The following is a 14734-nucleotide window of genomic DNA, read 5'->3' as shown; positions in this document are numbered from 1 at the left end:
TCGTAGCCGTCGCGAAAAGCGCCAGCCCCCTACCTCCCCCTTGTGGGGAGGTCGGACCGCAGGTCCGGGTGGGGGTCGGTGCCGCACCCCCACCCCGCTGCTGCGCAGCGACCCTCCCCACAAGGGGGAGGGTAAGGGGCGGCGCCATCCTTCGCCATGACACCATATGGATCAGAGGCTGGACATCGTGACCTCTCATCGTCTCTCATCCGGCGGTCTCATCGACCGTTCCACCCCCCTCACCTTCCGCTTCGACGGCACGACATTTTCCGGCTTCCAGGGCGACACGCTGGCGTCGGCGCTGGTCGCCAATGGCGTCAAGCTGGTCGGCCGCTCGTTCAAATACCATCGTCCGCGCGGCATTCTGACTGCGGGCTCGGAAGAACCCAACGCGCTGGTCGAACTGCGCACCGGCGCACGGCGCGAGGCCAACACCAAGGCCACGACGGCCGAACTCTATGAAGGCCTCGAAGCGGCCAGCCAGAACCGCTGGCCGTCGCTGCGCCACGACGTGATGTCGGTGAACCAGCTGTTCGCACCGATCTTCGTCGCCGGCTTCTACTACAAAACCTTCATGTGGCCGGCAAAATTCTGGGAAATGGTCTACGAGCCGGCGATCCGACGCGCCGCGGGTCTGGGTCGCGCGGCGGTCACCCCCGATCCGGATCACTACGACAAGGCCTGGGCGCATTGCGATGTGGTGATCGCCGGCTCTGGTCCGGCCGGTCTCGCCGCCGCACTCGCTGCAGGCCGCAGCGGTGCGCGCGTCATCCTGTGCGAAGAAGATTTTGCGCCCGGCGGCCGTCTGTTGTCGGATGGCGGCACGATCGACGGTCTGCCGGCCGCGGAGTGGCTGTCGCGCACACTGGCCGAGCTCAGCTCGATGCCGGATGTCCGCATCATGACCCGCACGACCCTGTTCGGCGTCTATGACGGCGGTACCTATGGCGCGATCGAGCGGGTCAACGATCATCTGCCGGTGCCGCCCGAGCATCAGGTGCGCCAGCGCCTGTGGCGCATCGTGGCCAAGCGCTGCGTCGTCGCCGCCGGCGCGATTGAGCGTCCCATCGTCTTTGCCGGCAATGACACGCCCGGCGTGATGATGGCGTCCGCCATCCGCACCTACGTCACACGTTATGCGGCGACGCCGGCAAAGCGGATCGCGCTGTTCACCAACAATGAGGATGGCTGGCGCACGGTCGAGACGGCACTCGGCGCCGGGCTGCAGATCGCGGCGGTGATCGACGCGCGGCCTGACGTCTCGCCTGCCCATCGTTCTCTCGCTTCCAGGAACGGCTTCACCGTGCTGCATGGTTCGGTCAGCGGCGTCGACGGCGGCAAGGACGGCGTAAGAAAAATAGCGGTGTCGCTGACCGGCGGCGCGCGCGCCGAGGTCGAGGCCGACGGGCTTGCCGTTTCCGGCGGCTGGAATCCGGCGGTCGGGCTCACCTCTTACCATCGCGGCCGGCCGAAATGGCGAGACGACATCGCCGCCTTCGTGCCGGACGGCGCGCCGCCCGGTATGGTCGCCGCAGGTGCGGCTAACGGCGGCTTCGGGCTAGGCGCCTGCCTGCGCGCAGGTTTCGAGGCCGGCGCCGCAGCGGCGCGGGACGCGGGACGCAATGGCAATCCGGGCTCTGCAGCTGTTGCCGGCGACGAGTCCTTCTCGCTGACGCCTCTCTGGCACGTCGCCGGCAAGGGCAAAGCCTTTGTCGACCAGCAGCACGATGTCACGGCATCCGACATCGAGCTGGCGCAGCGCGAGGGTTTTGAATCGGTCGAGCATCTGAAGCGCTACACCACGCTCGGCATGGCGACCGACCAGGGCAAGACATCCAACGTCGCCGGCCTCGCCATCATGGCGGCGGTGACGGGCAAATCCATTCCCGAGACGGGCACGACCATCTATCGCCCGCCCTACGTGCCGGTCGCCATCGGCGCTTTTGCCGGCCACCATCGCGACGAAAATTTCCATGCGACGCGGCTGACGCCGTCGCATCACTGGGCGGCCGAACAAGGCGCGATCTTTGTCGACACCGGCCTGTGGAAGCGCGCGCAATGGTATCCGCGCGCCGGCGAGAAAGACTGGCTGGAATCGGTCACCCGCGAGGTCAAGGCGGTGCGCGGCGGCGTCGGCTTCTGCGATGTGTCGACGCTGGGCAAGATCGATGTGCACGGCCCCGATGCCGGCGCCTTCCTCGACCGCGTCTACATCAACACCTTCTCAAACCTTGCCGTGGGAAAAGCCCGCTACGGGCTGATGCTGCGCGAGGACGGCCTCGTCTATGATGACGGCACGACCTCGCGGCTGGCCGATGACCATTATTTCCTCACCACGACCACGGCGAAGGCCGGGCTGGTGATGCAGCATCTCGAATTCTGCCGGCAGGTGCTATTCCCCGAACTCGACGTGCAACTCACCTCGGTCTCCGACCAGTGGGCGCAATTCTCGATTGCCGGGCCAAGGACGCGAGACCTGTTGAAGGAAATCGTCGACCCTGCCGAGGACCTTTCGAACGAAGGTTTTCCATTCATGGGCGTGCGCGAAGTCGCTTTGCGCGGCGGCATCAAGGCGCGGCTGTTCCGCATCTCCTTCTCCGGCGAGATGGCGTTCGAGATTTCGGTGCCGGCGCGTTACGGTGAAGCGATGGCACGCAATTTGATGCTGGCGGGAAAACCGTTCGGCGTGACGCCGTATGGCACAGAAGCCCTCGGCGTCATGCGCGTTGAAAAGGGCCATGTCGCCGGACCGGAACTGAGCGGCACGACGACCGCCGCCGATCTCGGCCTCGGCAAGATGATGTCGACCAAGAAGGATTTCATCGGTCGCGTCATGGCCGGCCGCGAGGCGCTGGTCGCGCCGGACCGGCAGGTCGTGGTCGGCATCAAGCCGGTCGACAAGGCGCGCCGCCTGCGCTCCGGCGCGCACATCATCCCGAAGGGCCAGACGCCCGGGCCTGATAACGACCAGGGCTACGTCACCTCGGTCTGCTTCTCGCCGACGCTCGACCAGTGGATCGGTCTCGGCCTTGTCGAGCGCGGCCGCGAACGCATCGGCGAGATCGTCCACGCGCGTGATCCGCTGCGCGGTGAAGACTATGATGTCGAACTCTGCAATCCCGTCTTCTACGATCTCGATGGAGGGCGCCAGCGTGGCTGATTTTTCCTGGGATGTTCGCAGCCCGCTCGAGCGCGCGCTCGCTCCTGGCGCTTACGGCCCGCAAGGCGATGCCGGTGTGTCGCTGACCGAGATCCGCAATTTCGACCTCGTCCAGGTGATGGCACGGCGCGGCAAGGCGGGTGATTTGGCCAAGGCCGCGAACGCTCGTTTCGGCGTCGCGGCTCCGGAAACGCCGAAGGCGGTTGGCACCGCGGATGCGACGCTGATCTGGTCGGGACCGGATCATTTTTTTGTCCTGTCGAAGGGTGGCAGGACTGAGGTGCTCGCTCAGACCTTTGCATCTTCCGCTTCGCTATCCGACCAATCGCATGCACGCGTGCTGATCAGCATCTGCGGCCCCAAGGCGCGCGCCATGCTGGCGAAACTGTCGTCGATTGATTTGCATCCCGATGCGTTTCCGGTTGGCGCTGCTGCCGCGACCTCGATGGATCACACCAGCGTCACGCTCTGGCGTGGTGGTGACAAGGCGGATGGGCAGGCGGTGTTCAACCTCCTGATGTTTGCGACGTTTGCCGAAAGTCTGTGGCACACGATGTTGGATTCGGCTGCGGAGTATGGTGTGGCTATCGGGCATTCCGAGGAGCTTTAGCTCGATAGTTTCAGGTGTTGGCGCCGACCCTCATCGCCCTGCCGGGCATTTCTCCCCGTATAGTGACGGGGAGAAAGAAGCTGGTCGCAGCCTCGGCGCTCGTCCTGCAACGTTGGCGATTGGCGAAACCGGCGACGACAGCTTCGCCCGTTTACGGGGAGAAGATGGCGGCAGCCAGATGAGGGGGCGGCGCTGGCGTTCGGAAGATGGGTTTGATTGGAAGGGTCTAACCTGCAGCGACCGCGTCGAGATCGCCACCTCCACCTTGCCAAACCCAACCGCGCTGCTATTCTTGCTGCTAAAATAATTTTACACACAGGCAAACTTGTTTCTGTAACCGCAAGGCTGAGATGAGCCAGTCGCCCTACCCTTCAGTGACAGCCGGGCCGCCGCGGCCGAGCCTCATCCTGAGGCCCGGCCAGATCGCGCTGCCGCCGGGCATGGAGCGCCATACTATCCTGGGGAATGGCGCGGTGCTGATCGAGGTCGAGGCCGGCGATACGTTCACCGTGCGCAATGTCGAGGGCGGGCAGGCTTGCGAGTTGCTGGCCTGGGACAGGACCGGCGCCACCGATCCTTCCATCCTCGGCGAAAAGTCCAACAGCAATGCCGCCGGGATCAAGGCGCTTCTGGCCGAGGGCGATGACAGCCTGGCTTCCGTCCGTCGTGGCCTTGAGCGCCGCCAGGTGCAGCTCGACGAGCCCAAGGCGGTGCGTGTGTTCGGTGGCGCAACGCCTGCCGGCACCGAGCAGGCATTCACGGTCACGCGCGACGGCGCGATGCTGATTGCCGCACCCGGCGGGCCGATGCTCGTCGACGGCCATGATACGGCAACGCCGCTCACCGTTCTCGTGCGGCGCAACACCATCCGGCTGAAAACGAAGTCGCAGCTTGCCGATCCGCTCGCCGATCCGGTGCTAGACCTGCGCGTCCATTCGGCGACGGCCGAATCCTATTTCGTCAAGGCGGGCGACTACCTGCAGATCATCGATGTCGACGGCCGCCAGTGCACCGATTTCCAGTGCTTCTCGGCGCGCAAGCTGGACAAGGGGCTGGACCATCCGCTCGACGTAACGACGACGCGCACGCTGATGGGGTCGAGCTACCCGATGCCCGGCCTTCACTCGAAATATTACGACCAGGACATGGAGCCGTTGGTCGAGGTTATCCAGGACACATGCGGCCGGCATGACGCGTTCGCGCTGGCGTGTGCCGCCAAATATTACGACGACATCGGCTATCCCGGCCACACCAACTGCTCGGAGAACTTCAATCGCGCGCTGGCCGACAAGGGCGTGACGCCCCGCGCCGGCTGGATGGCGATCAACTTCTTCTTCAACACGGAGATCGACGCCCATGGCGTGATGGTGTCGGATGAGCCGTGGTCGCGCGCCGGCGACTATGTCCTGCTCAGGGCGCTCACCGACATCGTCTGCGTCTCCTCCGCCTGTCCCGACGACACGACACCGGCCAATGGCTGGAACCCGACCGACATCCATGTGCGAACCTATTCCGGCCAACACAAATTCTCGCGAGCGATCGCCAGACGCATGACGCCCGATTCGGAACCGAAAATGACCCGCGAGACCGCCTTCCATTCAAGCTTCGCCAAGCACACCCGCAACTTCGTGGAATACCGGGGTTATTGGCTGGCCAATTCTTTCGCCAAAGAGGGGCCGATCGCCGAGTACTGGGCCTGCCGGCAGGACGCGGTGATCATGGACCTGTCGCCGCTGCGCAAGTTCGAGGTCACCGGTCCCGATTCCGAAGCGCTGCTGCAATACACGCTGACTCGCGACGTCAAGAAGCTCGGCGTCGGCCAGGTCGTCTATTCCGCCATGTGCTACGAGCATGGCGGCATGATCGACGACGGCACGCTGCTGCGGCTCGGCAAGGACAATTTCCGCTGGGTCGGCGGCGATGACCTGTCCGGCGAATGGCTGCGCGAGACGGCAAAGAAGCTTGGCCTCAACGTGCTGGTGCGCTCGTCCACCGACCAGATGCACAATGTCGCTGTCCAAGGGCCGAAGAGCCGTGACATTTTGCGAGAGGTGGTCTGGACCTCGCCGCTGCAACCGTCGATCGACGAACTCGAATGGTTCCGCTTCGCTGTCGCGCGCATCGGCGGCGGCAATGGCATTCCGGTCGTGGTGTCGCGCACCGGCTATACCGGCGAACTCGGCTACGAAATCTGGTGCCACCCACGCGACGCCGAAAAAGTGTTCGATGCCATCTGGGAGGCCGGCCAGCCGCACGGGCTGAAGCCGATGGGCCTGCAGGCACTCGACATGGTGCGCATCGAAGCCGGGCTGATCTTCGCCGGTTACGAATTCTCCGACCAGACCGACCCGTTCGAGGCGGGCATTGGCTTCACCGTACCGTTGAAGGCCAAGACCGACGATTTCATCGGCCGCGAGGCGCTGATAAGGCGCAAGGAACATCCGCAGCACAAGCTCGTTGGCCTCGACATCGACAGCAATGTCGCCGTCGGCCATGGGGATTGCGTCCATATCGGCCGCGCCCAGATCGGTGTCGTCACCTCGGGCATGCGCTCGCCGGTGCTGAACAAAAACATCGCTCTGGCGAGGCTTGACGTCACCCACGCGGCAATCGGCACAGAGGTGGAGATCGGCAAGCTCGACGGTCATGCCAAGCGGCTGCCGGCGCGGGTGGTGGCCTTCTCTCACTACGATCCGCAAAAGACCAGGCCGCGATCCTGAGGGTTGCACCCCCGGCCCTTCGCAGGCTCAGGGCGTTCGAAGCTCGAAAGCAATTGGCTTTCCGTCCGCTACCGCGGACCGCTTCTCACCCCACAAGGGGAGAAGGACAAAGCGAGCGTTTCGCAACCGTGATGTGCACGACGCCACAAATCACTTGACGTGAAAGCGCGCCGGATCAATCTTCACTGTTAAGAAAAAAATACGACTGAGTGGAAACACTGGAGTCGTGCGGTCATGTACCGGGGAACAAGCTTCGCGAAGCCGAGGCATCACCGGCCGGGAACACAAAATGGGGAATTCAGACAGATGAGCACGATTACCACTGCCCTGGAGCAGCCCGCTGAAGGCAAGCTGCTCCGCAACATCGACTGGCGCGGCGCCTTCTGGGTGGCGAGCGGCGTTCCTGCCCTTGTCCTGTTTTCGATCGGCGGCATTGCCGGAACGACGGGAACGCTGGCCTTCGGGATCTGGATCGCTTCCATGATCATGGGCTTCCTGCAATCCTTCACCTATGCCGAGATCGCCGGCCTGTTCCCGAACAAGTCGGGCGGCGCCTCGATCTACGGCGCCACCGCCTGGCTGCGTTATTCCAAGTTCATCGCGCCGCTGTCGGTGTGGTGCAACTGGTTCGCCTGGTCGCCGGTGCTGTCGCTGGGCTGCTCGATTGCCGCCGCCTATATTCTCAACGCGCTGGCGCCGGTGCCGCTGTTCACCGAGGCGTCGCCGGACGTCGTCGCCTATATCGCGGCGCATGCCGGAACGGTGCCTGCCGACGCCATCGCCGCGGTGACCGCGGCGGCCACGCCGGCGATCCGCAACTGGACGCTGTTCAGCCATACGCTGGGTCCTGTCTCCTTCACCCTCAATGCCACTTTCTTCATCGGCGCGGTGCTGATGCTGATCATCTTCTCGATCCAGCATCGCGGCATTCTCGGCACCGCCAATGTGCAGAAGTATATCGGCCTGCTGGTCATTATCCCGATGCTGATCGTCGGTGTCGTGCCGATCGTCACCGGCCAGATCAACTGGGCAAACTTTTCGCCGCTGGTGCCGCTGGCGGCGGCTTACGCGCCGGAGCCCGGCTCGTGGAACATTGCCGGCTGGACGCTGGTGCTGGGCGGCATGTTCATCGCAGCATGGTCGACCTATGGTTTCGAGACCGCCGTCTGCTACACATCGGAGTTCAAGAACCCGGGCACCGACACGTTCAAGGCGATTTTCTATTCCGGCCTGCTCTGCATGCTTCTGTTCATCCTGGTGCCCTTCACCTTCCAGGGCGTGCTGGGCCTCAACGGCATGCTGGCGACGCCGATCGTCGACGGCTCCGGTGTCGCCGATGCACTGGCCGGCATGGTCGGCGGTGGCGCATTGATCCACAGCCTCTTGGTGATGCTGATGATCCTGGCGCTGGTGCTGTGCATCATGACGGCAATGGCCGGCTCGTCGCGCACGCTCTACCAGGGCTCTGTCGACGGCTGGTTGCCGCGCTATCTCAGCCATGTCAACGAGCATGGCGCACCGACGCGCGCCATGTGGACCGATCTCGTCTTCAACCTGATCGTGCTGGCCATCGCCTCGGCCGACGCGACGAGCTTCTTCTTCATCCTCGCCGTGTCGAATTGCGGCTACATCATCTTCAACTTCCTCAACCTCAATGCCGGCTGGATCCACCGCATCGACAACGGCCACATCGTCCGGCCGTGGAAGGCGCCGAGCTGGCTGCTCGGCCTCGGCGCCATCTTCGCCTATGTCAACGCCATCTTCATGGGCGCCGGCGCCAAGGTGTGGAACCCGATGGCGCTGTGGGCCGGCCTGATCACAGCCGCCTTGATCATCCCGGTGTTCTGCTACCGGCACTACGTCCAGGACAAGGGCAAGTTCCCCGACCACATGCTGGCCGACCTCGGCATGGCGGGCGCAGACCTCTCGGTCAAAAAGGCAGGCATGCTGCCCTACCTGACGCTGGTCGCCGGCGTGGTGGTGATGCTGCTCGCCAACTGGTACTTCGTCATCTGAAAGTGATGGCTTGAAAAGAATGGGCGCGCTTCGGCGCGCCTGTTTCTTTTTATGGCAGGACGTCAGCCGGCCTTGCGAATGGCCCCTTCGGAGCCTTTGAAGAACCGGTTCGGCGGACGCTTCAGGCCGAGATTCTCGCGCAAGGTGGTGCCCCCATACTCGCGCCGGAAGAGCTTTCGCCGCTGCAGCTCGGGCACCACCTTCTCGGCGAAGTCGTCGAGCCCGGCAGGCAGATAGGGGAACATGACGTTGAAGCCGTCTGACCCTTCGGCAAACAGCCATTCTTCCATCGAATCGGCGATGGTTTTCGGCGTGCCGACGAAAGCAAGGCCGGAATAGCCGCCGAGCCGCTGCGCCAGCTGGCGGACGGTCAAATTCTCCCGGCGCGCCAGCTCGATGACGCGCTCGCGGCCGCTCTTCGAGGCATTGGTCTCGGGGATTTCGGGCAAGGGCGCGTCGGGATCGAAGCCGGATGCGTCGTGCCCCAGCGCGATCGACAGCGAGGCAATGCCGCTCTCGTAATAGACCAGGCTGTCGAGCTTGGCGCGTTTGGCCTGTGCTTCCTCGACACTGTCGCCGACGATGACGAAGGCGCCGGGCAGGATCTTGATGTCGTCGCGCGAACGGCCGAGCTTCTCGGCCCGGCTTTTGACATCGGCAAAGAAGCGCTGCCCAGCCGCCAGATCGGAATGGGCGGCGAAGATCACCTCCGCCGTTTCGGCTGCCAGCTGCCGCCCGGCCTCAGATGCGCCGGCCTGGACGATGACCGGCCAGCCCTGCACCGGCCGCGCAATGTTGAGCGGGCCGCGCACCGAGAGATGCTCACCCTTATGGTCGAGCACATGCAGCTTCGCGGGATCGAAATAGAGCCCGCTCTCGGCGTCGCGGATGAAGGCGTCGTCGGCAAAGCTGTCCCAGAGGCCGGTCACCACATCGTAGAATTCCCGCGCATTGTGATAGCGCTCGTCGTGCTCGACATGCTCGTCGAGGCCGAAGTTCAGCGCGGCGTCGGGATTGGATGTGGTGACGATGTTCCAGCCGGCGCGGCCGCCGCTGATATGGTCGAGCGAGGCGAAGCGGCGGGCAATGTGATAGGGCGCGTCGAAGGTTGTCGATGCGGTGGCGACAAGGCCGATATGATCAGTGACGGCGGCGAGCGCCGACAGCAGCGTGAACGGCTCGAACGAGGTCACCGTGTGGCTGCGCCGTAGCGCCTCGATCGGCATGTTGAGAACGGCCAGATGGTCGGCCATGAAGAAGGCGTCGAACTTCGCCGCCTCAAGCGTCTGCGCGAAGCGCTTCAGATGGGCGAAGTTGAAGTTGGCATCGGGATATGAGCCGGGATAGCGCCAGGCCCCGGTGTGAAGACTGACCGGACGCATGAAGGCGCCGAGCCGCAATTGCTTGTTGTCTGCCATGGGATGATCACCTGATGCGAATGAGCGTTGCCGCTCCGATATGTAAGCAGGATCGGACGGCTTTGCCGTCCTGGAAAGGAATTCTGTTCGCAAAACCGGCGCCGCGAAGCATTTTCATACAGGTGGCCGTCCAAACTATTTTGATGAACCCGCCTGGTGTTGAGATACTTGCCTGGGTGCTCGGTGCCCCGGCAAGGAGAAAGCCAGAACGCCGCACGTCAAGCGTACGGCGTTCCAGCCTTTTCCAAGGTGCATCCTGTGCGCCGGCACCGCCTACTCGGCGGCCAGCGCCAATGGCGGCCTGTCATTGTCCTGCACCGCCTCATCAGCCGGCTTCCTGCCTTTCTTCGGCTCGCGGCCGAAGAACAGCGCGTAGCCTGCCGGCAGCACCAGGATGGTGAGTAGGGTGGCGACGAGGATGCCGCCCATCATGGCGTAGGCGAGCGGTCCCCAGAACACCGCACGCGAGATCGGGATCAGCGCCAGCACCGCCGTCATCGCCGTCAGCACGATCGGCCGGAAGCGGCGCACGGCCGAGCCGATGATGGCCTCCGATCGGTCCATCCCCCTGGCGATGTCCTGATCGATCTGGTCGACCAGGATGATCGAGTTGCGCATGATGATTCCGAGCAGCGCGATGACACCGAGGATGGCGACGAAGCCGAACGGCGCGCCGCTGATCAACAGCGCCGCCGCCGCACCGATGATGCCGAGCGGACCGGTGGCCAGCACGAGCATCGCCTTGCCGAAATGCTGCAGCTGGATCATCAGGAGCACGACGATGACGGCCAGCATGATCGGCGCCTTGGCGGCAATCGAGGCCTGGCTTTCGGCGGAATCTTCCGCACCGCCCTGGATCTCGATCTTGTAGCCGGGCGCCAGGCCGGCGCGCATGCCCTGCATGTCATTGTAGAGCTTGGTGACGACGTCGTTCGACTGCACGCCATCCGGCAGCGTGGCGCGCACCGAGATGGTCGGCAGGCGGTCGCGCCGCCATTCGACGCCCTGCTCGAGCACCGGCACCACCTTGGCCACCTGCGACAGCGGCACGAAGCCGCCGAAATCGGTCGGGATATAGACCGAGTCGACCGAGGACAGCAGGCTGCGGCTGGCGTCCGGTTCGCGGGCGACGATGGAAACCGTCTCCTCGCCATCACGGAAGTCATCGAGCGGCGCGCCGGACATCGCTGCCTGCAGCATCTGGCGGATGCGCTGCGAGGTGACGCCAAGCGCACGGGCGCGGTCCTGGTCGATGACCAGCTTCATCGCCGGTACCGGCTCCAGCCAGTCGTCATGGACGGCGCCGAGCAGTGGATTTTCGGCGAATTTCGCCTTCACCTGGTCAGCGATGCGGCGCACCTCCTGGCGGTCCGGACCCATGATGCGCATCTGCACCGGCCAGCCGGTCGGCGGGCCGAGGAACAGACGGTCGACCTTGGAGCGGATCGAAGGGAAATCCTGCGCCAGGACTGAGCGCAGCTTGAGGATCAGCCGCTCACGCGCTGGCTCGTCATTGGCCATCACCAGAAGCTGCGCATAGTTCGGATTGCGCAATTGCTGGTCGAGCGGCAGGAAGAAGCGCGGCGCGCCTTCGCCGATATAGGTGGCGATGAAGCGCTTGTCCTTGTCGTCCATCATCCGGGCTTCCAGCGCTTTGGCCTGCGTCTCGACTTCCTTGATCGAGGTTCCCTCAGGCAACCAGAGATCGACGAGGATTTCCGGCCGCGAGGATTGCGGGAAGAAGTTTTGTGGGATGAACTGGAACGCCCACAGGCTGGTGGCGAAGGTGACCAGCGTCATCACCAGAACGATGATGCGGTGGCGCACCGCCCAGCCGACCGTGGCGCGCAGCCGCCGGTAGAAGCCGGTGTCGAAGGCGTCATGATGGTTGCCGGCGTGTTTGCGCTGCTTGAGGATCATATAGCCCAGCCACGGCGTGAAATAGACGGCGACGAACCACGACACGACCAGCGCGATGCCGACCACATAGAACAGCGTGCGCACATATTCGCCTGCGGTCGAGGCGGCGAAGCCGACCGGGATGAAGCCGGCTATGGTGATCAGCGTGCCGCTCAGCATCGGGAAGGCGGTCGAGGAATAGGCGAAGCTCGCCGCCTCGATCTTGACCAGCCCCTCCTCCAGCTTGCGCTCCATCATCTCGACGACGATCATGGCGTCGTCGACCAACAGCCCGAGCGCGATGATCAGGGCGCCGAGCGAAATGCGCTGCAGATCGATGCCGAGCTCGTACATGATGGCGAAGGTGGCGGCCAGCACCAGCGGAATGGCAATGGCGATGACCAGGCCGGAACGCCAGCCGATCGACAGCAGCGAGACAGCAAGCACGATCAGCAGCGCCTCGCCGAGCGCCTCCATGAACTCGTTGACGGCGTCCTTGACAACCTCGGGCTGGTTGGAAATCTGGTCGACCGCAACGCCGTAGGGCAGCGCTTCCTCAAAGCGCTTGTAGGTCGCCTCGACATCCGTGCCGACGTCCCTGACGTTGAAACCCTTGGCCATGACGACGCCGACCTGGACGCTTTCGTGGCCGTTGAAGCGGTACTTGCGCTGATAGGGATCTTCGAGACCGGAACTCACGGTGGCGATGTCGCCAAGACGTGTCACCTGACCACCGGCGCGCAGGCGCAATTCCCTGATGTCGGCAGCCCTGGTGACATCGCCCTCGACCGAGATGCGCACCGAGCGCAGGCCGGTGTCGACGGAGCCCGCCGGATCGACATTGTTCTGGCCCTTGATGGCGTTCTGCAGGTCGGTCAGCGTCAGGCCGCGTTCGGCCAGGGCCTTGGACGAGACGTCGATATAAAGCTTCTCCGGCTGGTCGCCGATGATGACGGCCTTCTCGACGCCCGGCGTCGTCAGCAGCATGTCGCGAGCCTGGGTGGCGAATTTCTTCAGCTCCGGATAGCTGTAGCCGTCGCCGCCGATCGAGTGCAGGGTGATGAAGGTGTCGCCGAACTCATCGTTGAAATAGGGCCCGAGCAGGCCTTGCGGCAGGTCGCCGGAGATGTCGCCGACCTTCTTGCGCACCTGGTAGAAGGCGTCCTTCACCTCCTCTGCATTGGTGTCGCCCTTGATCTGGACGGTGATGATGGCGCTGCCGGCGCGGGTGTAGGAACGGACGAAGTCGAGGTGCGGCGTTTCTTGCAGCTTGCGCTCGATCTTGTTGACGACCTGGTCTTCCATCTCCTGGATCGAGGAGCCCGGCCAGATCGCCTGGACGACCATGACGCGGAAGGTGAAATCGGGGTCTTCCTTCTGGCCCATGCGCATCAGGCCGAGCGCGCCGGCAATGATGATCAGACCGAACAAGAAGCGCGCGATCGAGGGATGGCCGATGGCCCAGCGCGAAAGATTGAAAGGCTGCTTTTCATTGCTGTCGGTGGTGGTCATCGGCGTCAGTCCAATTCGTTGATCGTGAGCGCACACCCTCGGCATGCGGCTTCAGGTATTCCGATGCTGGCTTCCGGGCGGCGAGGCTTTCCGAGCGGAGAGACACTCATCGCGGTGGGACGCGCGGATCGATGCGGGGGAACTCGATCTTGGCGTCTCGACCATCGGGCGCTCGCCGCCCGGAAACCCTGAATTCGCTTGCCCAGCCCTTTCGCCGAAGCGACGATCAAGCCGGCTTCATGCCTGCGGTCAGCGCAGGGCCTTTGCGGCATCGCCTTCCGCAGAGGCGGCCTGGACCGCATCGCCGGTCAGCTTGACCTTGAGATTCTCGGTCATGAACTGGGTGCCGGCGGCAACGACGACATCCCCCGGGTTGAGCCCCTCGGCGACGCTGGCGCCATCGGCGGTGAACTCCGCAATCTTGACCAGGCGCTCGTGCACCGTCTCGCCGGCGCGGTCGACGGTCCAGACAATCTTGCGACCATCCTTTTCCGCAAGCGCGCTGAGCGGGATCGACACCATCTCCTGCTTCTTGGCCACCGAGGCCTCGATGTTGGCGGTCATGCCGAGCAGCACGCGCGGGTCGTCGGGCAGCGAGACGCGGACGGCAAAGGTGCGCGACTGCTGGTCGGCGCTGCCGGCGACTTCACGCACTTTGCCGGAGAGCGCCAGCGCGTCATCGGACCAGAAGCTGGCCTTGACGTCCTTTCCCGGCTTGAAGGCGGCGATGTCCATTTCGGGAACCGCGATCAGCACTTCCTTTTCGCCGTCGACGGCAACGGTCATCACAGGCGTTCCGGCGCCGACCACCTGGCCGACATCGGCCGAGACCGCCGTGACGATGCCGTTCTCGCTCGCCTTGAGATCGGTGTACACGACCTGGTTCCGCGCCTGGGCAAGGGTAGAGCGGGCGGCATCGCGCGTCGCTACCGCCTGGTTGTAGCTCAGCGTCGCCTGTTCGAGTTGCGACTTGGAGGTGAAGTTCTTGGCAAAAAGCTGTTCGGCGCGCTTGCGGGACAGATCGACCGTCTCGACCTGCCGCTCGGCGGCGTCGAGGCTGGCCTTGGCGCTCTTGACCGACAGCTCATAGTCCGTGGGATCGATACGGGCTAGCACATCGCCTGTCGTCACATGCTGGCCGATGTCGACCAGGCGCTCAGTGACCTTGCCCGAGATGCGAAAGCCGAGGTTCATTTCGGTACGGGCTCGCACCGAGCCGGAATAGGTGAGTTCGCGACTCTTTTCGGCCTGGCCGATCTCGACCACCTTGACCGGACGGATGATGTCCTGGACCTCGGTCTTCTCCTGGCTGCAGGCGGCGAGCCCGAGCGTGGCGACGATCAGGCCGGCGACCGGCAGCTTGCGGATGATGGAACTGGACAAAGACACTTTCGTACTC

At 64.2% G+C, this 14734-nt stretch carries 7 protein-coding genes; 4 read left to right on the top strand and 3 right to left on the bottom strand.

What is annotated here, in order from left to right; all coding sequences use genetic code 11:
• Nucleotides 1-166: 166 nt before the first annotated feature.
• The 4 genes from NKH22_RS13585 to NKH22_RS13570 all read left to right on the top strand — a co-directional run bounded on the left by NKH22_RS13585 (nt 167) and on the right by NKH22_RS13570 (nt 8506).
• Nucleotides 167-3160: a sarcosine oxidase subunit alpha gene (locus NKH22_RS13585; protein ID WP_352909812.1), complete on the top strand. Its 2994-nt coding sequence runs from the start codon at nt 167-169 to the stop codon at nt 3158-3160.
• A complete protein-coding gene (locus tag NKH22_RS13580) occupies nt 3153-3770 on the top strand; it encodes a sarcosine oxidase subunit gamma (protein ID WP_023692162.1) in 618 nt (205 codons plus the stop codon). Before NKH22_RS13585 ends, NKH22_RS13580 begins: the two co-directional genes overlap by 8 nt.
• Before the next feature lie 350 nt (nt 3771-4120).
• A complete protein-coding gene (locus tag NKH22_RS13575; RefSeq protein WP_023692163.1) occupies nt 4121-6490 on the top strand; it encodes a trimethylamine N-oxide demethylase in 2370 nt (789 codons plus the stop codon).
• Between the two features lie 306 nt (nt 6491-6796).
• Entirely contained in the window at nt 6797-8506 is a 1710-nt protein-coding gene (locus tag NKH22_RS13570; protein WP_352909810.1) for a trimethylamine N-oxide permease, read from the top strand.
• 62 nt (nt 8507-8568) lie between these two features.
• Here the strand turns inward: NKH22_RS13570 and NKH22_RS13565 are convergent, their stop codons facing one another.
• From NKH22_RS13565 to NKH22_RS13555, 3 genes are all read right to left on the bottom strand, one after another.
• Nucleotides 8569-9924 (bottom strand): LLM class flavin-dependent oxidoreductase, encoded by a 1356-nt coding sequence (locus NKH22_RS13565; RefSeq protein ID WP_352909807.1) that lies wholly within the window; start codon nt 9922-9924, stop codon nt 8569-8571.
• 273 nt (nt 9925-10197) lie between these two features.
• Entirely contained in the window at nt 10198-13335 is a 3138-nt protein-coding gene (locus tag NKH22_RS13560; protein ID WP_352909804.1) for an efflux RND transporter permease subunit, read from the bottom strand.
• Nucleotides 13336-13584: 249 nt separating this feature from the next.
• Complete coding sequence (locus tag NKH22_RS13555) at nt 13585-14724, bottom strand: efflux RND transporter periplasmic adaptor subunit (protein ID WP_352909802.1); 1140 nt, start codon at nt 14722-14724, stop codon at nt 13585-13587.
• Between the last annotated feature and the right edge of the window lie 10 nt (nt 14725-14734).

The sequence above is a fragment of the Mesorhizobium sp. M1252 genome, from assembly GCF_040318265.1.
In the GTDB taxonomy this organism is placed as follows: domain Bacteria; phylum Pseudomonadota; class Alphaproteobacteria; order Rhizobiales; family Rhizobiaceae; genus Mesorhizobium.
This window is presented reverse-complemented; position numbering and strand designations above follow the sequence as displayed.

Excerpts from the sequence above, each read along its gene's own strand:
- NKH22_RS13585 (WP_352909812.1), top strand. The coding sequence starts at position 167 with ATGGATCAGAGGCTGGACATCGTGACCTCTCATCGTCTCTCATCCGGC.
- NKH22_RS13575 (WP_023692163.1), top strand. The coding sequence starts at position 4,121 with ATGAGCCAGTCGCCCTACCCTTCAGTGACAGCCGGGCCGCCGCGGCCG.
- NKH22_RS13570 (WP_352909810.1), top strand. The coding sequence starts at position 6,797 with ATGAGCACGATTACCACTGCCCTGGAGCAGCCCGCTGAAGGCAAGCTG.
- NKH22_RS13565 (WP_352909807.1), bottom strand. The coding sequence starts at position 9,924 with ATGGCAGACAACAAGCAATTGCGGCTCGGCGCCTTCATGCGTCCGGTC.
- NKH22_RS13560 (WP_352909804.1), bottom strand. The coding sequence starts at position 13,335 with ATGACCACCACCGACAGCAATGAAAAGCAGCCTTTCAATCTTTCGCGC.